General features: G+C 52.8%; 27 protein-coding genes and 1 tRNA gene. 25 read left to right on the top strand and 3 right to left on the bottom strand.

Annotated features, from left to right (window positions below; translation table 11 throughout):
• The first annotated feature begins 72 nt into the window (after nt 1-72).
• The 8 genes from BS639_RS18600 to BS639_RS18570 are packed head-to-tail and all read left to right on the top strand — an operon-like array spanning nt 73 to nt 2,904.
• Nucleotides 73-537 (top strand): head completion/stabilization protein, encoded by a 465-nt coding sequence (locus BS639_RS18600; RefSeq protein WP_084984014.1) that lies wholly within the window; start codon nt 73-75, stop codon nt 535-537.
• Nucleotides 537-740: a tail protein X gene (locus BS639_RS18595; RefSeq protein ID WP_055778555.1), complete on the top strand. Its 204-nt coding sequence runs from the start codon at nt 537-539 to the stop codon at nt 738-740. Before BS639_RS18600 ends, BS639_RS18595 begins: the two co-directional genes overlap by 1 nt.
• 2 nt (nt 741-742) lie before the next feature.
• On the top strand, nt 743-973 hold the full coding sequence (locus BS639_RS18590; protein WP_055778558.1) for a hypothetical protein: 231 nt from the start codon (nt 743-745) through the stop codon (nt 971-973).
• Nucleotides 957-1,463: a lysozyme gene (locus tag BS639_RS18585; protein ID WP_084984006.1), complete on the top strand. Its 507-nt coding sequence runs from the start codon at nt 957-959 to the stop codon at nt 1,461-1,463. The genes BS639_RS18590 and BS639_RS18585 overlap by 17 nt, the downstream gene beginning before the upstream one ends.
• Before the next feature lies 1 nt (nt 1,464).
• The gene (lysB, locus tag BS639_RS18580) at nt 1,465-1,878 is read left to right on the top strand and encodes an Rz-like lysis system protein LysB (RefSeq protein ID WP_084984005.1); all 414 of its coding nucleotides are present in this window, start codon (nt 1,465-1,467) and stop codon (nt 1,876-1,878) included.
• Nucleotides 1,778-2,056 carry an Rz1-like lysis system protein LysC gene (gene lysC, locus BS639_RS25160; RefSeq protein WP_139804143.1) on the top strand — a complete coding sequence of 93 codons (279 nt, stop codon included), beginning with the start codon at nt 1,778-1,780 and terminating at the stop codon, nt 2,054-2,056. The genes lysB and lysC overlap by 101 nt, the downstream gene beginning before the upstream one ends.
• Nucleotides 1,986-2,453 carry a phage tail protein gene (locus tag BS639_RS18575; RefSeq protein ID WP_084984004.1) on the top strand — a complete coding sequence of 156 codons (468 nt, stop codon included), beginning with the start codon at nt 1,986-1,988 and terminating at the stop codon, nt 2,451-2,453. The genes lysC and BS639_RS18575 overlap by 71 nt, the downstream gene beginning before the upstream one ends.
• Nucleotides 2,446-2,904: a phage virion morphogenesis protein gene (locus tag BS639_RS18570; protein ID WP_084984003.1), complete on the top strand. Its 459-nt coding sequence runs from the start codon at nt 2,446-2,448 to the stop codon at nt 2,902-2,904. The genes BS639_RS18575 and BS639_RS18570 overlap by 8 nt, the downstream gene beginning before the upstream one ends.
• A gap of 1 nt (nt 2,905) precedes the next feature.
• On the opposite strand, the gene BS639_RS18565 is transcribed toward BS639_RS18570, so the two are convergent.
• Complete coding sequence (locus BS639_RS18565) at nt 2,906-3,676, bottom strand: hypothetical protein (RefSeq protein WP_158086941.1); 771 nt, start codon at nt 3,674-3,676, stop codon at nt 2,906-2,908.
• A gap of 422 nt (nt 3,677-4,098) precedes the next feature.
• On the opposite strand from BS639_RS18565, the gene BS639_RS18555 reads away from it, so the two are divergent.
• The 16 genes from BS639_RS18555 (at nt 4,099) to BS639_RS18480 (ending at nt 18,018) form a co-directional block, all read left to right on the top strand.
• Complete coding sequence (locus BS639_RS18555; RefSeq protein ID WP_084984000.1) at nt 4,099-4,743, top strand: phage baseplate assembly protein V; 645 nt, start codon at nt 4,099-4,101, stop codon at nt 4,741-4,743.
• Nucleotides 4,736-5,086, top strand: coding sequence for a GPW/gp25 family protein (locus tag BS639_RS18550; RefSeq protein ID WP_084983999.1), 351 nt, complete (start codon nt 4,736-4,738; stop codon nt 5,084-5,086). The genes BS639_RS18555 and BS639_RS18550 overlap by 8 nt, the downstream gene beginning before the upstream one ends.
• 4 nt (nt 5,087-5,090) lie before the next feature.
• Nucleotides 5,091-5,999, top strand: coding sequence for a baseplate assembly protein (locus tag BS639_RS18545; RefSeq protein WP_084983998.1), 909 nt, complete (start codon nt 5,091-5,093; stop codon nt 5,997-5,999).
• A complete protein-coding gene (locus BS639_RS18540; protein ID WP_084984013.1) occupies nt 5,989-6,600 on the top strand; it encodes a phage tail protein I in 612 nt (203 codons plus the stop codon). The genes BS639_RS18545 and BS639_RS18540 overlap by 11 nt, the downstream gene beginning before the upstream one ends.
• Nucleotides 6,593-8,416, top strand: a complete 1,824-nt coding sequence (locus tag BS639_RS18535; protein ID WP_084983996.1) for a hypothetical protein — start codon at nt 6,593-6,595, stop codon at nt 8,414-8,416. Before BS639_RS18540 ends, BS639_RS18535 begins: the two co-directional genes overlap by 8 nt.
• Before the next feature lie 10 nt (nt 8,417-8,426).
• Nucleotides 8,427-9,272, top strand: a complete 846-nt coding sequence (locus BS639_RS18530) for a hypothetical protein (RefSeq protein ID WP_084983994.1) — start codon at nt 8,427-8,429, stop codon at nt 9,270-9,272.
• A gap of 50 nt (nt 9,273-9,322) precedes the next feature.
• A complete protein-coding gene (locus BS639_RS18525) occupies nt 9,323-10,402 on the top strand; it encodes a phage tail protein (RefSeq protein WP_084983992.1) in 1,080 nt (359 codons plus the stop codon).
• Nucleotides 10,403-10,579: 177 nt separating this feature from the next.
• Nucleotides 10,580-11,086, top strand: coding sequence for a hypothetical protein (locus BS639_RS18520; RefSeq protein ID WP_084983991.1), 507 nt, complete (start codon nt 10,580-10,582; stop codon nt 11,084-11,086).
• A 307-nt stretch (nt 11,087-11,393) separates the two neighbouring features.
• Nucleotides 11,394-12,566 (top strand): phage tail sheath protein, encoded by a 1,173-nt coding sequence (locus tag BS639_RS18515; protein WP_084983989.1) that lies wholly within the window; start codon nt 11,394-11,396, stop codon nt 12,564-12,566.
• 13 nt (nt 12,567-12,579) lie between these two features.
• On the top strand, nt 12,580-13,095 hold the full coding sequence (locus BS639_RS18510; RefSeq protein ID WP_084983988.1) for a phage major tail tube protein: 516 nt from the start codon (nt 12,580-12,582) through the stop codon (nt 13,093-13,095).
• 58 nt (nt 13,096-13,153) lie between these two features.
• Nucleotides 13,154-13,432: a phage tail assembly protein gene (locus BS639_RS18505; protein ID WP_055778598.1), complete on the top strand. Its 279-nt coding sequence runs from the start codon at nt 13,154-13,156 to the stop codon at nt 13,430-13,432.
• Nucleotides 13,433-13,464: 32 nt separating this feature from the next.
• On the top strand, nt 13,465-13,584 hold the full coding sequence (locus BS639_RS18500; protein ID WP_084983987.1) for a GpE family phage tail protein: 120 nt from the start codon (nt 13,465-13,467) through the stop codon (nt 13,582-13,584).
• Nucleotides 13,577-16,048, top strand: a complete 2,472-nt coding sequence (locus BS639_RS18495) for a phage tail tape measure protein (RefSeq protein WP_084983985.1) — start codon at nt 13,577-13,579, stop codon at nt 16,046-16,048. Before BS639_RS18500 ends, BS639_RS18495 begins: the two co-directional genes overlap by 8 nt.
• 12 nt (nt 16,049-16,060) lie before the next feature.
• On the top strand, nt 16,061-16,567 hold the full coding sequence (locus BS639_RS18490) for a phage tail protein (protein ID WP_055778609.1): 507 nt from the start codon (nt 16,061-16,063) through the stop codon (nt 16,565-16,567).
• Nucleotides 16,564-17,712, top strand: a complete 1,149-nt coding sequence (locus BS639_RS18485) for a phage late control D family protein (protein ID WP_084983984.1) — start codon at nt 16,564-16,566, stop codon at nt 17,710-17,712. The genes BS639_RS18490 and BS639_RS18485 overlap by 4 nt, the downstream gene beginning before the upstream one ends.
• An 87-nt stretch (nt 17,713-17,799) precedes the next feature.
• On the top strand, nt 17,800-18,018 hold the full coding sequence (locus BS639_RS18480; RefSeq protein WP_084983982.1) for a DNA-binding transcriptional regulator: 219 nt from the start codon (nt 17,800-17,802) through the stop codon (nt 18,016-18,018).
• 148 nt (nt 18,019-18,166) lie between these two features.
• On the opposite strand, the gene BS639_RS18475 is transcribed toward BS639_RS18480, so the two are convergent.
• A tRNA-Ile gene (locus tag BS639_RS18475) sits at nt 18,167-18,243 on the bottom strand.
• Nucleotides 18,244-18,386: 143 nt separating this feature from the next.
• Here BS639_RS18475 and mug point away from each other — a divergent pair.
• Complete coding sequence (gene mug, locus BS639_RS18470) at nt 18,387-18,887, top strand: G/U mismatch-specific DNA glycosylase (RefSeq protein WP_084983980.1); 501 nt, start codon at nt 18,387-18,389, stop codon at nt 18,885-18,887.
• Nucleotides 18,888-18,980: 93 nt separating this feature from the next.
• Here the strand turns inward: mug and rpoD are convergent, their stop codons facing one another.
• On the bottom strand, nt 18,981-20,819 hold the full coding sequence (rpoD, locus tag BS639_RS18465) for an RNA polymerase sigma factor RpoD (protein ID WP_055782705.1): 1,839 nt from the start codon (nt 20,817-20,819) through the stop codon (nt 18,981-18,983).
• Nucleotides 20,820-21,029 lie beyond the last annotated feature (210 nt).

Below are 21,029 nucleotides of genomic sequence, written 5' to 3'. Positions count from 1 at the left end.
GGCACGACGGCTGCGACCGGTTTTTACCGCGTTAATGCCGTCGTCCACCGTCCCCCCTATCACGAGGTCATTATGTCGCTAGTAATACCGGCCCCAAAGCCGTCAGACGCTGACGAGCTGCCGATTAAAAACACCTATTTCTGGCCGGACGTTGACCTGAAAAGCCTGCGTGCCTCCCTGCGCTATGAGGGCACCGTGACGGCCGAGCGTCTGCGCCAGGCGGTAAAAACGGCGATTTCAGAAGTGAACGCCGAGCTGTACGACTACCGCACCGAGCAAATGGACGCGGGCTATCTCACGCTTGCCGAGGTTCCCGCCGACAGGATAGACGGCGAAAGCATCAAGCTGACGCATTACGAGGCCGCCGTGTGTGCGTTGACGGGCGCGACCATCGTTGAACGTTATCGCGGGTATGACGCCAGCGGCACCCGCAAGGCGGAAGAAATCAACGTGTCTGCCGATGAGTTGTGGCGTGATGCGCGGTTCAGTATCAGCAAAATCGCCGGTCGCTCGGCCTGCATTATCGGGCTGCTGTGATGAAAGCCTATGCACAGCAGGGGGATACGGTTGATTTGATGTGCTGGCGCTATTACGGCCGCACTGAATCTGTGCTTGAACAGGTTCTTTTGGCGAATCCAGGTCTGGCAGACGTGGGGGTGATGTTACCCCACGGCTACGCGGTGGAGATGCCGGAAATCACCGACGCCACTGTGCGCGAAACCGTCCAACTCTGGGATTAAACATGGAACGACTACAAACGGCCTTTGCCTATTTTGTCTCGCTGCTGCTCGCCTGGTTCAGCCGCCACTCACCGCAGGATATCGCCTTTATGGTCGGTAGCCTGGTCGCGGTGGGCACGCTGATTATTAACCTAGTGAGCGCGATTGTTAACTGGCACTACCGGCGTAAAACGCTGGCACTGCTTGAGGCGCAGGGGATGAGCAGAGAGGCCGCCAATGAATACACTCGTTAAACGCTGTCTGGCGGCGGCGGTGCTGATTATCGCCGCCACGCTGCCCGACTATCAGCAGTTGCACACCTCCGAGGCGGGTCTGCGCCTGATTGCCGATTTTGAGGGCTGCCAGCTTTCCCCCTACCAGTGTCAGGCGGGAACGTGGACAAACGGCATTGGACACACGGCGGGCGTCACTTCGCGAAGCCATATCACCGAACGCCAGGCGGCGAGCAACCTGATTGCCGACGTGTTGATAGTCGAGAGGGCAATAGCGCGCTGCATGGCCGTTGCCATGCCGCAGGCGGTTTACGACGCGGTGGTGGCCTTTGCGTTTAACGTCGGCATTACCGCCGCCTGCAAATCCAAGCTGGCCTTTTTTATCAATAAGGGCGAGTGGTCAAAAGCCTGCAACCAGCTACCGCGCTGGGTTTACGTCAACGGGGAAGTGTCAGCAGGGCTGGAACGTCGCCGCCAGGCTGAGCGCAAACTGTGCCTGAGCGGGGTGTGATATGCGCGTAGCGATGGCTTTACTCGTTCTCGCCCTGCTGGCGCTAGCGGGGGCCGGTGGGTACGGCCACAAACTCAGCGGCGACCTGCAAAGCGCCAATAAGATAATCGGCACGCTGTCTGCCGGAATTGAGAGCCGCGACGCGGCGATTGCCCGCCTGCAACACGAGTCGGCAGAGCGGGAGAAAAGCGAGCTGGCGCTGCGTGTCTCCCTCAATAATGCCGGAACGGTGGCGCTGACCCGTGAGGCGAAAATTCAGAGGCTTATCAATGAAAATGAAACGCTTAGACATTGGGTTAACACTGCTTTGCCTGATGCTGTTATCAGGCTGCAGGAGCGCCCCGCCTTTGCCAACGCCAATGATTATTTACGTTGGGTGTCCGAGGGTAACAAGCTGCCCCTTTCCGGCCAGTAACCCCAGAACCAACGGCGATTTGACCGCCGATAATCGCCAGCTCGAAAGCGCGCTGGCCTCATGCGGCCTGCAGGTTGAAGCAATAAAACAATGCCAGGAGAAACACGATGTTGAAGCCCAAGCAGCTGCGCGAAGCGTTAACCAAAACGTCCCCCTACCTGCAGCGCAACCCCGATAGTTTCAATATGTTTGTTGAGCACGGGCGCATCGTGTCCACGCTGGCCGCGTCGCTGTCTTTTGAGTATCAGTATCAGCTCAACATTGTGATCACCGACTACGCCGGAGACGTCGATTTACTGATAGTGCCGGTGCTCGCCTGGCTGCGCGTGAACCAGCCGGACATTATGGCCACCAAGGAAAAGCGTGACACCGGCTACACCTTCAAGGCGGATGTGATCAGTGATAACACGATTGACCTCAGCATTGATTTGCAACTGACCGAGCGGGTAATTGTTAAAGACATTGACGGCGCGCTACACGTTGACCACGTACCGGAGCCGCATGAGCCTGAGAACGACCCGACACCGACACGACTCTATGCGGGCGGCCAGTTGGTGAGTGACTGGAATGAGTGAGTTAAGCGCCTTTGATGCGCGCCTGTCGGCGCTGATTGCCAGCCTCTCACCCGCTTCTCGTAAGAAAATGGCCGCCGAGATTGCGAAACAGCTGCGCGCCAGTCAGCAAGCCAACATCAAGGCGCAGCGCGCACCGGACGGCACGCCTTTTGCTGCCAGAAAGAAACAGCCTATCAGGGCCAAAAAGGGGCGAGTGAAGCGTGAGATGTTTGCCAAACTGCGCACCAATAAATACATGAAGGCGAAAGGCACCAGCAACGACGCCACGGTGGAGTTTGCAGGAAGCGTGCAACGCATGGCGAGGGTGCATCATTACGGCCTGCGTGACAGGCCGTCTAAGAACAGTAAAGAAAAAGATGTGAAGTATGATGCGCGATTATTATTAGGAGTTAATGAAAACGTTTTAAAATTGGTTAACTCCATAATGATGAGTTATTTGAATATGGGTTAAATCATTTCCCATTTTTCACTGAAGAAATTAATTTGGATAACTGTTCAATCCCATCATATGCAGATGGGATATCTGCGCCATGAGGAAGAATGTTTGAAAATATCAAACTTTCAAATTTTGCCAATACATCTGGGTCTTCTTTTTTGATACTAACGGAGTATTTTGCATAGTCTTGAATGAACATGCAAAGCGTTTTTCTCAATTCAATTTGGTCCAGTTGCGATTTTGATGAATTCAAAGAATGTAATGAAATTCTGAAAAAGTAAACAAGTATAATAGTTATTGACAATATTGGGATAACTGAAAGATAGAGTGCTATTGATATTTTTTCAGGTTCAATTGTTACAGATTTGTATATTTCATAGCATAAAGGGGATATTACCATGAGGCCTAGAAAACATAAGAGTAATCTTGCCCAAAATATTTCCCACCACTTGCTTCTACTAAGGTTGTTGAAGCCTTTAAATAACCCAACAAAATTAAAGGCGATGACTTGCTGATCAAGATGCTCTTTTAATTTATTAACTTCTTCTACTTTAACTTCCAACTCAGCGTCCCAATCAGATTTCAAGCCTAAAACATCATCCAAGGTTGTATTAAAGTCTTTTAGACTATTCACTCTTTGGCTTGTCATCATTTCTTTGAATAAAGCTATCGGCATTAGTCGGGTAGCGAAATCTATATTTTTAAAGGCATCGTTAGAGAATTGTGTGGTGTTATTCGTGGCGAACTCTGTAATGTTGTAATAAGGAATATCAGCTTCTTGTGGCATTAGCATATATCGCTCCATAACAAAGCGAAAACATATTTAAAAAACCAAACTCAAACTATCCTCATCAAACTCTTGATATTCTAATTCCTTTGTGAGTTTATTTGAAATTCGTTTAATGTTGTATGGGCACGATTCATCCCATGATGATTGGTCTGAAATGAAATGATTAAGGATAAGTATAACTAAATCGGTTCTCATCTTGGAGAAATCACTAATTGGCTTGGTATGTTGAGAATTCTGAAATGACACCAATTCCTGTGTGTAATTAGATATTACTTCTTTCATTTTATCATCTTGAAAGAATTTCATATGTAACCTTGGTTAGATTTTAAAATGCAGTATAGATAAATATATCAGTTGTCTCTGCAACTACACATACACATATCATGGATTTTTTTCACCCCAATCATTGTAATAGGAGTATGAATCTACATGAAGAACTAAACGAAACCCTGCGACTCATTCGCAACCTGATCCGCATTGGCACCGTGACCGAGATTGACCTGTTCGCAGGAAAATGTCGCGTGCTCACGGGTGAAAATACCACTGACTGGCTGCAATGGCTCTCTGCCCGTGCGGGCGAGTCCCGCACCTGGTTCGCGCCGTCCGTTGGCGAGCAAGTCCTTATTTTTTCCCTGGGCGGTGAGCTGAATGCCGCTTTCGTTTTGCCTGGTATTTTCTCCGACAATTTCCCCGCCCCCTCGGCCTCTGCCGAGGCGCTTCACTTCGCTTTTTCCGACGGCGCGGTAATTGAGTACGAGCCGAAAACCGGCGCGCTAAAGGCTATCGGGATCACTTCCGCGAACATCGAAGCATCCGAGTCCATCACTGCCACCGCCAAGCTGGTGACGGTGACGGCCTCGCAAAAAATCGTGCTGGATTCCCCCACGGTCGAATGCACCCACGAGCTGGTGACCAAAACACTTAAGGTCACCAGCGGCGGCGAGATGCGCGGCGATATCAACCATTCGGGCGGCACGCTCGCCTCAAACGGCGTGAAGGTTGATAACCATTCGCACGGCGGCGTGATGCGCGGCGGAGACAAAACAGAGGGCACCTATGGCTAACGCAAAATACCTCGGCATGAATCGCAACAGCGGGCTGGCAATCGAAGATCTCGACCACATTCGCCAGTCGTTAAGCGACATTCTCGGCACGCCGATTGGCTCACGGGTGATGCGTCGTGAATACGGCTCAATGCTGTCTGACCTGATTGATATGCCCATGAATCCCGCGCTGCCGCTGCAAATCATGGCCGCCTGCTATATGGCCGTGCTCAAGTGGGAACCCCGCGTGAACCTGACCGGCATCACCTACGGCGCAACCGAAGCCGGAAAAATGGTGGTTGAGCTGACCGGCACCCGCGTTGATACGGCGGCGGCCTTTTCCATTTCCTTACCTGTGAGCTGACAGCATGGCAACCATTGACCTTAGCCAGTTACCCGCGCCGGACGTGGTGGAAACGCTGGATTACGAAACCCTCCTTGCCGAGCGTAAAGCCACGCTGGTTTCCCTCTATCCCGAAAGTGAGCAGGCGGCCATTGCGCGCACGCTTACGCTGGAATCCGAGCCGATGGTGAAGCTGCTGCAGGAGAACGCCTACCGTGAGGTGCTTTTGCGCCAGCGGGTAAACGAAGCGGCGCAGGCGGTGATGGTGGCCTATGCCCTCAGCAATGACCTTGAGCAGCTGGCCGCCAACAATAATGTACAGCGCCTGATGATCACCCCCGCCGATGTTGATGCCGTGCCGCCGGTTGCCGCCGTGATGGAAAGCGACGCCGATTTGCGCCAGCGCATCCCTGCCGCGTTTGAGGGCATGAGCGTTGCGGGGCCGACGGGGGCTTACGAATACCACGCCGCCAGCGCCAGCGGGCTGGTTGCCGATGCGTCCGCAATCAGTCCGGCACCGGCTGAGGTGGTGGTAACCATCCTTTCACGTGACGGAGACGGCACCGCCACCCCCGCGCTGCTGGCTACGGTGAGCGCCGCGCTCAATGACGACGAGGTGCGCCCCGTCGCTGACCGCGTCACGGTGCAGTCGGCGAAGATTGTGAATTATCAGATTGAGGCGACGGTATTCGTTTACCCAGGGCCAGCCATTGAGCCGATTTTAGCGGACGCCAAAAAACGCCTGCTGGCCTACATCAACGAGATGCGCCGCCTCGGGCGAGACATTCGCCGCTCGGCAATTTATGCCGCACTGACCACGCAGGGCGTGCAGCGCGTTGAGCTGGCCTCACCGTCTGACGACGTGGTGCTGGATAAGACGCAGGCGGCAAACTGCACCGCTTACACCATCACGTCCGGCGGCTCTGATGAGTGACTTGCTGCCGTCCGGTTCAACGCCGCTTGAGCGACGCGCCGCCGAAGCCTGTGCGGGCGTCAGTGATTTGGCCGTGCCGCTGCGTGACCTGTGGAACCCTGAAAAGTGTCCGGTGAAATTCCTGCCCTATCTGGCGTGGGCTTTTTCTGTCGATCGCTGGGATGAAAAGTGGACGGCTGCGGAAAAACGCCAGGCGGTAAAAGACGCGTTTTACATTCACCGGCGCAAGGGAACGGTCGCGGCCATTCGGCGCGTTATCGAAAACCTCGGCTACGCCATGACAATTCAGGAGTGGTGGACGGTTGCCGACCCCGCAGGCACGTTTCGCCTGAGCATTGACGTTAACGAGATAGGCATTACCGCCGCAATGGTTAACGAGCTGGAGCGGCTGATAGGCGATGCAAGGCCGGTGAGTCGCCATATCTCGCAGCTTACCCTCTCGGTGAGAACGGCGGGCTTTGCCTACATCGGAGCCGCCAGTTTTGATGGCGATATTCTTACTGTTTACCCGTCAGATTATCAGCCTGATGACAGTATTTCTTACAACGGAACAGCATCTTACGATGCAAATTATCAGTATTCGGAGAGGCTAGATGACTAACATTAACGAGTCGGCATTATGGGAAAAAAATATTCATCAAATCCAGCGTGGCGAGCGCGTTGTGGGCGGATTGGATGGCGTAGCAAACGTGCAGGCGGCGCAGCTGGCAAACCGCACGCAGTATTTGAAAGCGGCGATTGATGATAATCCTGATTTGAGAGGCTTCACGTTTTATATCACGGAGTCCGATCCGGATGGCACGCGTGCCGGGCTGGCCGCCACCACGAAAGGCCAATTGTTCCGAGTCGCGCAAGGCGTCGGTGGGTTTATCAGTTTTATTAACTACCGCAATGACGGGGGCAAGGCCGTTGCCGTGGCCTACAGCAATGCCGCAGGCTCGGCGATGGCGTTTAAGGACGTTGCCACTTTGCTGGCCTTTGTCCCCACGACGGCCCACGCGCTGGCAATGGATGCGAGCAGCGGCAGTTTATATTTCTGGAGTAACGGTGCCTGGGAAAAGGCACCCGACCCGCAGCAGGAAGAAATCGACAACCTAAAGCAAATGTTTGGGTTAATGCCGGATGGCTCTTTTGCCATTAAAGGGAATAACGGGGTTATTTTTCACATTGGTGATTTAGGGGGAATTATTCAAGCGCTTGAAGCAGAAAGAACGTTATCCGTTAAAAATGCCGGTGTACTTTCATCGTCCGAGCTGCCTTTTATTATTTTAGGTGCAAACGGCTTGGCCCTCGCGCTGACAAAGGAAGGGGTACTTAATACCGTTTCGACGTCGGTCGGCGGTAATGCATTAACCGATAATCCTTACGGGCTGGCATGGAGTGTTATGGGACAAAATGGTTTTGCCGCCGCGCTCACGACAGACAGTGAATTGTATATCAAAAAACTTTATGCCGAAGAAATCGTAACGGGCGGCGAGTCCTCTTCACCCCAGGCGCTTAATTTGCATGACCGCTATTTTGATACCGACGGTAATTTATCGCCGGTCAATCCTGACATGCTGAAAATGTCCGGCTGGGGATCGTCTTCCTTCACCCAGGGCGGCGTCGGGGTGAATTTCACTAGCCTTGCGGCAGAGCTGGGCGTAACAGACTGGAACAATCAGGGGCAAGGCGGCGAAACCTCGTTTCACGTTGCGGCGCGATTTGGTGCGGTGCCGTTTACGTTGAAATTTCCAGACAACACGCTGCCTGCGTCCGGCAGTGTCGCCGTGGCGTGCCAGCAGTTGCCGAGCAATTACTACAGCAATTATTTGAAAAGCTACGACGGCACGCTGCACGGCGTGGCGGGGAATTTGAAATGGGACAACCAGTTAAAATCCCTGAGCTTTACCCGAGCTGCCGCCGGTGATGCCGTCGCGCTATCAGGGCCGGAGGATTTTATTCCTAGCCTGCCCGTGACGTATCGCGATGGCGTCGTGCTGCTGTGGATGTATAAAAACGATTTAAAGTTTGATGCGGTCACCAATCCTGAAATAACGATGGATACCATTTTTAATAACGTGGTGAAAACTGTCATGCACGTTTCGACAATGGTTAAGCGTGTAGTAGTTATTGGCGTATTTAATGATAGCGCATACGGCAACGATATTTATAAAACGCGTCTCGCGGAAATGAATCGCCGCTGCAAGGAAAAGTTTGGCCCGCTATATGTCGATACGCAGGATTATATGTGCAGCGCGCAAATATGGACTGATGCGGGAATAACGCCCACGCCATCCGACCTGACAATGCAGGCGCAGGGATATAAGGCGACGTCATTGTCACTGGACGCCGCGCATTTAAATATGGCCGCCCATAAAGCCGTTGTCGAGAATGTGATTAAATCGCATCTGTTAAATTTAAACTGGTACAAGTAAGGATTATAAAATGGCTGGATTAAACATTACCGTCCCGACGAATTTCACCTCTGTATTAAAAGACCTTTCTTTTTTGAAAAGTTCTCAACAGGTCAATATGGCCTACCGTGGCCTTTACGGGAAAGACAGCGCAACGTCATTGCTCAATAACGTGGATAACGCGGTATCAAAGCAAATCACCTCCGTGCTCACCCGAACGCCGGAAAAACTGACCTTTAAAAAAGGCCTGTTTTCCTTTGTCGGGCCAGGTGCGGATAGCGTGAGTGCAACGGGTATCCGTTCGGCCGTGCCGGTGTCATACATGATTGCCGACGGTATTCCGGTTAGCCTGGCCGTTTCCTTCAGGAACATAACCAAGGTTAAAGAGGCTTTCCGCCGCACTTATCCTATTGCGACGTTTTATTACGCGCAGAACGGCGCTGAGCTGACGTCGGCCCCCATGCTTTGCATTGCCGCGTACATTGACGACAGCAACAATCACCGCATTTGTGCCTGGTCGGGCAGCATTGCCGATGCAAAAGATAACCTCGCAGAACAGTGCTCGGTGCCGGTTGATTTTGCCTCGGGCGATATCATTAACGCCGTTGTCTCTCGCGACGCCGCCGGACTGGTCACGCTGGTTGTAAAAGCGGGGAATGCGGAGCCTTTGACCGCGCAGTTTAAATTTGCGAAGGCAACGAACCTCGCCGCTGAGACGGCCACCGAGGCGGCGGTAACCTACGGGTCGATGAACTCCCGCACGCTGACCAGCGGTGAAATCGCAATAGGTGAGTTTTGGCCGCGCCAGGTGCTGACCGCCGATGAAATGAAAGGTGAGGCCGAGCTGCTCTACCTGCGTTCAATTTCACGTATTTAATCCCGCATGGGCAAATTGTCCCCTGACTGAGAAGCAATAAGAAGGTAATCATGGCTGAAAAGCGTTTTATGTCGAAGCTGACAGCGGTTGGCGAGGAGAAGATTTCTCAGGCCACTATTTCTGGCTCACCGGCGGGGTTCGCTTTTATGGCCGTCGGGGACGGGGGCGGCCGCGTTCCCGTGCTTGACCCGACGCCGGTCGGGCTGGTTAACGAGGTTTATCGGTCGGCGCTCAACAGCCTGACGCTGGTCGATAAAAGTCGCAATATTATCCAGGCAGAAATTATTATTCCTTCGCAGGCGGGCGGCTTCACCCTTCGCGAGGCGGCTTTGTTCGACGACGTGGGGGCGTGTCTGGCTGTCGCCAGCATCCCCGAAACTTATAAGCCTTTGTTGGCCGAGGGGGCCGGACGTCACCAGGTGATCCGCATTTGGCTTGCGGTCAGCAGCGCGGCCAGCGTGCAGTTGAATGCTGACCCGTCCGTAATTGTTGCCACGGCCGCCGAACTGAAAAAGGCACAGGACGCCGCGCAGGACTACACCGACGGCGTGGCCGGTACGCTGACCGAAACCTTAAAGACGGCCCTGGCTGATGCAATGAAAACCGCTATCCGCGACGTGTGGGAAGACGATAACCCAGTAGGCACGGTGCGATTATTTCAGCAAAAGATAGACCCGAATGTTAAATGGCCGTGGTCAACGTGGGTTTATCTTGGCGAAAACAAAACGCTTCGCCTGGGAAAACAGGATGGCAGCGACGTGCTCACCACGGGCGGCGCGGACAGCATCCAGTTGGGTAAAGATAATCTGCCGAATGTGCAAATTGATATCAGCGGTAAGGCCGAGTCTGTCGATTTGGGAACCAAAAAGGCCGCTGCGGCTGGCGGGCATATTCATAAAGGCGGGTTGCTCGCGCCTGGCAATGAATACTCAAAGACGCCTATTGGTTCTAACAATCAGGTTGATGTGTCTTTAAGAAATACGGACGCCGCGCCCGATCATGAGCATGACGTTTATATTGGCCCGCATGAACATATTATAAACGGCAAAACGTCGGCGCTCGGTAACGGCAGCAGCATTGATATCACCAACAGCTTTATCAAGTTGATGGGCTGGTATCGCACCGCCTGATTGTTTTGGGAAAGCCATAGCGGCCAAGTTATAGCAAGCGAAGTTACAGACATATATCGATTTTGAGTTTACGGAAACCTCAAGCTTTTCATTAAAATAGTGAGTGTCCATCTAATTTGATGCTATGCTAATTTTACGGACGATAGGAAGTTTTCAATCATTTCCTTAGAGGTATACATGAATAACTTTATCAAAGCTTTAGATACTGCATTAAAGACCGAAAACTGGTATGGCGTTTTATTTATATCTTTAACTCTTCCAGATATCTGTGGAAAAGTAGATGAGCCAAAGTGTACGTCTTCACAAAGGAGAACAAATAACTGGTTCAATAAATACCTAAAGCCTAAATATACCCACAATTTAGGTCCAGACGGCAAGATGGAACATGTTTTCTTAAGTGGCAATGACTTTTATGCCTTGAGGTGCGCTCTCCTTCATGAAGGTAGTGGCGATATAACATCCCAAAGGGCGCGAGAGGTTTTGGATGAATTTGCATTTGTTATGCCAGGGGTTCGGGGGAACTCTAGACATATGATTCAAGACAACCAAACACTTCAGTTGCAGGTTGATAATTTTGGAAATGAAATGCTAGATGCATTGCAGCAATGGCTAAATGATATTAAAAATGATGCTGTGAAAATGGCGAAAGTTAATAACTTCTTAGACATAAAAATATTGGATTGAGTACGCTCGTATTTAATGCAGCCTGATAACAGAATAACTCGCAGTGATATCAGGGGTAAAGCCGGACTTGTCTATTAAGGACTCAAAATGCCGTTGCTGCTGGCTGACATATTCGTAAAGGCTGGTTGCATGTACCTAGCGGTGAGTTGATATCACCAACAGCGTTATCAAGTTGATGGGCTGGTATCGCACCGCCTGACCCCGCTCTCTATCTTTCGTTGTGCCACTGCTGAAACATCCCGAACAAGGTGCCTCACATGAGGGGGCGCGGCATCCTAACCGCACCCCTCATGATGGAGCAATACAGATGCCTGATTTTCATCACGGTGTGCGAGTTGTAGAAATTAACGACGGCACGCGCACTATCTCGACCGTTTCAACGGCAGTTATCGGCATGGTGTGTACCGCCGAAGATGCCGACGCCGCAACATTCCCCCTCAATACTCCTGTGCTTATCACCAATGTGCTGAGCGCGACCGCTAAAGCAGGCACAAAGGGCACGCTTTCTGCTGCGCTGCTTGCCATTTCCGAACAGTCCAAGCCGGTGACCGTGGTTGTGCGCGTGGCCGAAGGCACGACCGATGCGGAAACGACCTCCAATATTATTGGCAAGACCGACGAAAACGGGCGCTATACCGGTATGAAAGCGCTGCTAAGCGCCCAGGCGGAGGTCGGCGTAAAACCGCGCATCCTCGGCGTGCCAGGTCTGGACACTCAGGAAGTGGCGACCGCGCTGGCGTCCGTCTGTCAGCAGCTGCGCGCCTTTGGGTATGTCTTTGCGTGGGGCTGTAAAACCATCACCGAGGTCATGGCCTACCGCGAAAATTTCAGCCAGCGCGAGTTAATGCTGATTTGGCCGAACTTTGTCAGCTGGAACACCACGGCCAACAAATCGGAAACCTCCTTTGCGGTATCGCGCGCGTTAGGACTGCGCGCCAAAATCGACCAGGACACCGGCTGGCATAAAACCCTGTCCAACGTCGGCGTGAACGGCGTCACCGGCCTGTCGGCAAGCGTCTTCTGGGATTTGCAGACCGTGGGCACCGATGCGGATTTGCTTAACCAGGCAGACGTCACCACGCTTATTCGCAAAGACGGCTTTCGCTTCTGGGGTAACCGTACCTGTTCAGACGATCCGCTGTTCCAGTTTGAAAGCTACACCCGCACCGCGCAGATTATCGCCGACACGATGGCCGAGGCGCACATGTGGGCGAACGACAAGCCCATGACCCCGACGCTGGTTAAGGATTTGATTGACGGCATCAATGCCAAATTCCGTGAACTGGTGAACGGCGGTTATCTGCTGGGAGCGAACTGCTGGTATGACGACACCGCCAACGATAAAGACACCCTCAAGGCGGGCAAGCTGTTTATTGATTATGACTACACGCCCGTTCCCCCTCTCGAAGACCTCACGCTGCGCCAGCGCATCACCGATTCGTATCTGGTGAACTTCGCCGCGTCCGTCGCCAGCAATTAAGGAGCTGTAAATTATGGCTTTGCCAAAGAAATTAAAACTCATGAACCTATTCAACGATGCCAACAGCTATCAGGGCATCGTGTCATCCATCACGCTGCCCAAGCTGACCCGCAAGCTTGAAAACTATCGCGGCGCAGGCATGAACGGCGTGGCACCGGTTGACCTCGGGCTGGACGACGATGCGCTCTCGGTCGAGTGGTCGATGGGCGGCATTGATGAACTGGTGCTGTCTCAGTGGGGCAGCGCCAAGATTGCAGGCGTCCCGCTGCGTTTTGCCGGTTCCTACCAGCGTGACGACACCGGCGAGACCGTGGCGGTGGAAATTGTCATGCGCGGGCGCCACAAGGAAATTGATTTCGGCGATGCCAAACAGGGCGAGGACACCGAAACCAAAATCTCTACGGTGTGCACCTACTACAAACTCACGATGGGCGGCAAAGAGCTGATTGAGGTCGATACCGTCAACCTGATTGAAAAGGTTAACGGCGTGGATGTGTTGGCCGAACACCGCAAAAACATCGGCCTGTAATGTTCACAGCCAGCGGGTCGCCGCTGGCCTTACCCCTTGTAGAAAAGAGACATAAATCATGGAAAAGAAAGACAACGTTGTGACGCTTGAAACCCCCATCAAGCGCGGAGAAACCGAAATCAGCCAGGTAGAAATCATCAAACCCAACGCCGGAGCACTGCGCGGCGTCGGGCTGGCCGCCGTGGCAAATGCCGACGTTGACGCGCTGCTGATTGTCCTGCCGCGCATCACGCTGCCAAACCTCACCAAAGATGAAGTGAGCAAAATGGACCTGTCCGACCTTGTGGCACTGGCGGGCGCGGTGATTGGTTTTTTATCGCCGAAGTCGGAGAGATAGACTGGCCTCGCGGCCTGACGGTCAATGACCTGATGGCCGACATTGCGATTTTATTTCACTGGCCGCCCTCTGAAATGTTCGACATGACGTTAGCCGAGGTGTTGGAGTGGCGTCACAAAGCCCTTTTGCGAAGCGGGAAAACTGATGAGTAACAGCTTAAAACTGCAGGTTTTGCTTAAAGCCGTTGACCAGGCAAGCCGCCCCTTTAAAGCCATTCAAAACGCGACGAAAACCCTCTCCGGCGACATACGCGGCACGCAAGAAAACCTCAAGGCGCTGAATGCGCAGGCCGCCAAAATCGACGGCTTTCGTAAAACCAGCGCACAGCTCGCCGTTACCAGTCAGGCACTGAAAAAGGCCAAAGAGGACACCGCCGCGCTGGCGATGGAGGTCAGAAACGCCGAGAACCCGAGCAAAGCCCAGGTGCGATTACTGGAATCAGCCAAGCGGGCAACGGCCGAGCTGCAGACCAAACAGAACGGCCTTCGGTTGTCCGTGCAGCAGCAACGCGGAGCGCTCGACGCGGCGGGTATCTCGACCAAAAAACTCAGCTCGGAACAGCAGCGGCTCAAGGCCAGCGCCGACACGGCAAGCAACAGCCTTGCCAGGCAAAAGCAGCAGCTGGCAAGCCTGAGCCAAAAGCAGGAACAGTTAAACCGCGTCAGCGAGCGTTACCGGAAGGGGCAGGAGCTGTCCGGCAAAGTGCGCGGCGCGGGCGCGGCCGGTATCGGCATGGCAACGGTCGGCGCGGTGGCGGAGATGGCGATTCTCAAACCAGGCTATGAGTTTGCACAAAAAAACTCAACGCTGCAGGCGACGCTCGGATTAGAAAAACAGTCGCCAGAAATGCAGGCCCTTCGCACCCAGGCGCGCCAAATTGGTGATAACACGGCGGCCTCCGCGGATGATGCAGCCTCGGCGCAAAACATCATTGCCAAGGGCGGCGGTGACGTGAAAGCGATCATGGCCGCGACGCCGGTCACACTCAATATGTCTCTGGCTAACGAGCGGTCGATGGAGGAAAACGCCAGCCTCTTAATGAGCAGTAAAAACGCCTTTGGTCTGGCGAATGAACAGGTCGCGCACCTGGGAGATGTGATTTCCTCGACGCTGAATAAAACGGCCGCGAACTTTGACGGGCTGAGTGATGCGCTGACCTATATCGCACCGGTGGCGAAAAATGCCGGTGTCAGTGTCGAGCAAACGGCGGCAATGGTTGGCGCGCTGGCTGATAAAGGGGTAACCGGCAGCATGGCCGGAACCGGAACGCGTGCAATGTTGATGCGTCTCCAGGCACCCACCGGCGAGGCATTTAAGGCTATTAAAGAGCTAAAGGTGAAGACCGCCGACGGCAAGGGCAATATGCGGCCCATGTTCACTATCTTGAAGGAAATCAAAAAATCCTTTGATAAAAACAAGCTCGGTACGGCGCAGCAGGCCGAGTACATGAAAACCATTTTCGGGGAGGAAGCAGCAGCCTCGGCAGCGATCCTCCTGGAGGATGCGCGTAGTGGGAAGTTAGACCAGCTGACAAAAACGCTACAGCATTCTGACGGCAGTACGGAAAATTTGGTCAAAATAAAACAGGACAATCTAGGGGGCGATTTTAAAGAATTTCAATCTGCCTATGAGGCCATAGGGATTGACCTTTTTGACCAGCAAGAAAGCAGCCTGCGAAAGTTAACGACGGATGTGACGGAGCTACTGCTTAAATTTGATGGCTGGATAAAGAAAAACCCTGTTTTAGCTGGCGGTATCGCGAAAGCAGCCTCTGCAGGGTTGATTCTGGTCGGCGTGCTCGGCGCTATTGGGTTAGTCGCCTGGCCGGTGATTACGGGTTTTAACCTCCTGATGGCAGGGGCGGGCATGCTTGGAACGGCGTTTAGTATTGCAGGCGGAACTATTGGCACAGTGTTTGGCGCGATTAGTTTCCCTGTAGTTGCCGCCGTGGCGTTGATTGTTGGTGCCGTGTTGATGATCCGTAAATACTGGGAGCCTATTGCGGCGTTCTTTGGTGGGGTAATGGACGGTATCAAGGCGGCATTTTTGCCGGTCGGTGATGCGCTGGCCCCGTTTGCTGACCAGTTCGGCTGGATTACCGATAAGGTAAAAGCCGCGTGGGGATGGTTTAAGGAGTTAATTGCACCGGTCAAAGCCACGCAGGAATCGCTCGACAGTTGCCGCAGTGCGGGCAAGCAGTTTGGCGAGTGGATTGGTAGCGCACTGCGCATTCCGCTTGATGCCTTGAACCAACTGCGCCAGGGCATTGATTGGGTGCTCGACAAGCTCGGCCTGATAGATAGCAAATCAAACGGGTTGGCTGACAAGGTGCCGAAAAACGGTGAGCCAGGCAGCGCGGCTTTCGGTGGCGGTGGCTATCAAATGGCCCCCAATGAAAGCATGCCTTTTGCCTTTGGCGGCGGCATGACTTACGCGCCGGTGACGGCAGGTGCGGGCGGTGGTTTCGTCGATAAAAGCCAGACGACCAATCATTATCAGATAAGCATTCCGCCAGGCATGAGTAAGGACGATGCACTGGCCCTGATGGCACAGGACAGGCAACGGCAGGAGCGCGAACGGGCAGCGCGTCAACGTAGCCAGATGGCAAATGACTAAGGAGGCATAGCCATGATGATGACATTAGGAATGATGGTATTTATGCGCCAGACGCTGCCCTATCAGGGATTGCAGCACAACGTTGATTATCGTTGGCCGACAAATAGCCGCGTTGGCCAGCGGGCGACCGCGCAATTTCTTGGGCCAGGTGATGAAAAAATCACGCTCACCGGCGTGCTGCTGCCGGAAATCACCGGCGGTAAAATTTCCCTGGTCACGCTCAAGGCGCTGGCAGACCTCGGGCGCGCCTGGCCGTTAATTGGCGGTGACGGGACAATCTACGGCATGTATGTAGTCACGGATTACAACACTAACTCGACAGAGTTTTTTTCCGACGGCAGCGCCCGCCGTATCGACTTCACGCTCAATCTTCTGCGCGTTGATGAGTCACTGACGGCCATGTTTGGTGACCTGAAACAGCAGGCTAACGACCTTATCGGAAAAAGCAGCAATCTCACTTCGAGCGTTCAATCGGTAATGGGCAGTCTGGCATCGCAGGCGGGAGGGTTATTTTCATGATAACCAATCTGAGCCTGCCAGCTGGGGCAGAAATAACGCCGGACTTTATGATTAACCTCGACCAGAAAGACATTACGCAAAATATCCGGTCGCGGCTTATTTCATTAAACCTGACGGATAATCGCGGCTTTGAGGCTGACCAGTTAGACATTGAGCTGGACGACGCCGACGGGCTGCTGGCGATGCCGGAACGTGGCGCGGTGCTGTCAATTTTCCTCGGCTGGAAAGGGTCGGCACTGATTGGCAAAGGCAGTTTTACGGTTGATGAAGTGGAGCACCACGGCGCGCCGGACACGCTGACTATCCGCGCCCGCAGCGCTGATTTCAGGGGTAGCCTGAATTCCCGCCGTGCGGTGTCATATCACGATACGACATTAGGTGAGGTTGTTAAGCAGATAGCAGAACGCAACAAGCTCAAAGCTGCCTTAGCCGAGGGGCTGGCGGGTATCCCGATTACTCACCTCGACCAGACGCAGGAGACCGACGCTAAATTCATTACGCGCCTGGCAACGTTGCACGGCGCAGTTGCTGCCGTTAAACAGGGGAAGCTGTTATTTATCAAGCCAGGCAGCGGCGTGACGGCCAGCGGAAAAGCCATACCTCAAATGACCATCACCCGCAAAGACGGCGACCGGCACACCTTTAGTATTGCTGACCGTGGCGCGTATACCGGCGTAACGGCCAGTTGGCTACACACCAAAGACCCGACCCCGAAAAAGTTGAAGGTGCAGCGCAAGAAAAAGGAACAGCACCTGCGCGCCTTGCAGCATCCAAGCGCAAAAGTCACCAAGAAAAAAGTGACGAAAACACCGGAGGAAAAAGAGGGCGAGTACATGGCCGGAACCGAGGATAACGTGTTTGCCATGACGACGATTTACGCCACTAAAGCCGCCGCCATGCACGCCGCAAAATCGAAGTGGGAAAAGCTGCAGCGGGGCGTCGCAGAGTTCTCGTTAACGCTGGCTATGGGGCGCGCGGATATCTTCCCAGAAACACCGGTGGCCGTTAGGGGGTTTAAGGCGGTGATTGATGCGCAGTCATGGATTATCAGCAAGGTGCAGCACAGTTTGAGTAATAGCGGGTTTATTACCACGCTGAATTTAGAAGTGTTGTTATCAGATGTGAGCTATGAAGAATCTGAATAGTATTGAAAATACCAAATTGAGCATTTATGTTGAGGGTGGTTCACTTTTGGTGTATTAAGTGTTCTGAATCCTCGGGGGAACACTATTATGATGCATTGTCCAAAATGTCAACACGCTGCACACGCAAGAACAAGTAGATACTTGAGTGCGACAACGAAAGAACGTTATCACCAGTGCCAAAACATTAATTGCAGTTGCACTTTCAAGTCCCTTGAAACAGTAGAAGACTTTATTGTAACGCCAGGGGAGGTTAAGCCAGTCCCCCCGCACCCCTCAAGAATGAACCAAGGCACCCTGTGGATTTAAAAGAAAAGCCCGCGAATATGCGGGTTTTTTTACGCCCTGAATATTGCCGCTCAAAAAATCCGTCGCCATTTCATCGCCACTCTGAATTTAGGAAACAAAAAAGCCACTTCGTAAAGTGGCTTAATGTACTGATTTAACAGGGAAAATTTGGTGGCCCCTACTGGACTTGAACCAGTGACCAAGCGATTATGAGTCGCGTGCTCTAACCAACTGAGCTAAGGGGCCGCGGTGCAGGATTATACGGTAGTTAGTGACTCCAGGTCTACACCTCAAACGACCGTATGCCTGTTTTATGTTCAACTTTTAGCTTGTTGTTATTGCTGCGAGTTTTTAGGATAGCAACATTAAAAACGGCTTAAGGCTTAAACATGATCACTGACATCATCAGCTCCGATCTGCGGGTGGTTTTCTGCGGCATCAATCCTGGGTTATCTACCGCTCATCATGGTTTTCACTTTGCCAATTCGAATAATCGCTTTTGGAAAGTGATTTATCAGGCGGGTTTTACCGATCGTTTACTCAAACCAGAGGAGGAACAGCATCTGCTGGATACTGGCTGCGGGATTACGATGTTGGTTGAACGCCCAACCGTCGAGGCAACCGAACTGGCGCGCAATGAGCTTCGCGACGGCGGTGAGGCGCTGAAGGCCAAAATGATGCAGTATCAGCCACGGGCGCTGGCGGTATTGGGCAAGCAGGCGTTCAGCAGCGCGTTTGGCATCCGCAAAGTGGCGTGGGGGCGTCAGGAGATAATGCTGGGTGACACCGAGGTTTGGGTACTGCCTAATCCTAGCGGCCTTAACCGCGCGACGTTGGACGAGCTGGTTAAAAGCTATCAACAGTTGCACGAAGCCCTAAACGGGCGCTGAGGCGTTTTGGTTAAGCAATTGATGGCAATAAAAAAGCCCCGTCGGGAAATCCAGACGGGGCTTTTGCTTTCAACGCGCGGTTAATCAGAAAGATTAATCGTCGAGGAAGCTACGAAGAACTTCTGAGCGGCTCGGGTGGCGCAGTTTACGCAACGCTTTAGCTTCGATCTGACGAATACGTTCACGGGTAACGTCGAACTGTTTGCCCACTTCTTCCAGCGTGTGGTCAGTGTTCATGTCGATACCGAAACGCATACGCAGAACTTTGGCTTCACGTGCAGTCAGGCCAGCCAGCACGTCGTGCGTTGCTGAGCGCAGGCTCTCGGAAGTTGCAGAATCCAGCGGCAGCTCGAGGGTGGTATCCTCGATAAAGTCACCCAGATGCGAATCTTCATCGTCGCCGATTGGCGTTTCCATGGAGATAGGTTCTTTGGCAATTTTCAGCACTTTGCGGATCTTGTCTTCCGGCATCAACATGCGTTCGGCCAGCTCTTCCGGCGTTGGCTCACGGCCCATCTCTTGCAGCATCTGACGGGAAATACGGTTGAGTTTATTAATTGTCTCAATCATATGTACCGGGATACGGATGGTACGCGCCTGGTCGGCGATAGAGCGGGTGATAGCCTGACGGATCCACCAGGTCGCATAAGTCGAGAACTTATAGCCACGGCGATATTCAAACTTATCAACGGCTTTCATCAGGCCGATATTACCTTCCTGAATCAGGTCGAGGAACTGCAAGCCGCGGTTGGTGTATTTCTTGGCGATAGAAATAACCAGACGCAAGTTGGCTTCCACCATCTCTTTCTTGGCACGACGCGCTTTCGCTTCACCAATCGACATGCGACGGTTGATGTCTTTAACCTGTTCAATGGTCAGACCGGTTTCTTCTTCAATCTGACGCAGTTTTAACAGGCCGCGCTGCACATCTTCAGTCACTTCTTTCAGTTTTTCAGACCATGGTTTAGCCATGGCCAGTGCCGCATCAAACCAAGTTTGATTGGTTTCGTTGCCAGCAAACAGGTTGACGAAATTTTTCTTCGGCATTTTGCACTGTTCAACGCACAGTTTCATGATCAAACGTTCTTGAGCACGAACGCGATCCATCATGGAACGCATGCTGTTAACCAAGAAATCGAACTGTTTTGGCACCAGACGGAACTGTTTGAAAACTTCAGACAGTTTCAGAATTTCTTCTGCAGAGCTTTTGTGGCTACGACCGTTTTTCTTGATAACAGAACGCGTGGCTTCATGTTGTTCACGCAGTTCTGTGAACTTCTGACGCGCCAGCTCAGGGTCGATGCTGTTGTCGTCTTCTGCATCGTCATCTTCTTCTTCATCGTCGTCTGAATCGTCTAATTCTTCATTAGTCAGTTCAGAACCTACGTGAGTCGCGGTCGGTGCAACATCTTCTTCTGCGTTAGGGTCAACGAAACCGGTGATCAAGTCGGACAGGCGAGCTTCGCCCGCTTCAACACGGTCATATTGCTCTAACAAATAGGTGATAGCTTCTGGGTATTCAGCAACCGAGCACTGCACCTGGTTGATACCGTCTTCGATACGTTTAGCGATGTCGATTTCGCCTTCACGGGTCAGAAGTTCTACGGTACCCATTTCACGCATATACATGCGCACAGGGTCAGTGGTACGGCCGATTTCAGATTCTACGCTTGAGAGCACCTGCGCTGCTGCTTCTGCTGCATCTTCGTCGGTATCAGGTCTATTTTCGGCCAGCATCAAGTCATCGGCATCAGGCGCTTCTTCAAGTACCTGTATACCCATGTCGTTGATCATCTGGATGATGTCTTCGATCTGGTCGGAGTCGACGATATCTTCCGGCAGATGGTCATTGACCTCAGCAAAGGTCAAATAGCCTTGCTCCTTACCACGGGTGACAAGTAGCTTAAGCTGTGACTGCGGGTTTTGCTCCATAAGACGGTATCCACACTTCAGAGTATTGGGTTGGTGTCGGTCGGCGAAACCGCCAACAATAACATTTGGGGCGTATTTGATTTCGCCGCGGCCCACTATGGCGGCATTTTGCGGGGTAGCATCCCGCTATATATCGGCACTTAAGCCGTTGGTGTTCTTGGTCCTTGCTCATCCATTTATCACGACGGAGGCATCAGGAAAATTTAGTCG

The sequence above is a fragment of the Rouxiella silvae genome (assembly GCF_002093625.1).
GTDB classification, from domain to species: domain Bacteria; phylum Pseudomonadota; class Gammaproteobacteria; order Enterobacterales; family Enterobacteriaceae; genus Rouxiella; species Rouxiella silvae.
This window is presented reverse-complemented; position numbering and strand designations above follow the sequence as displayed.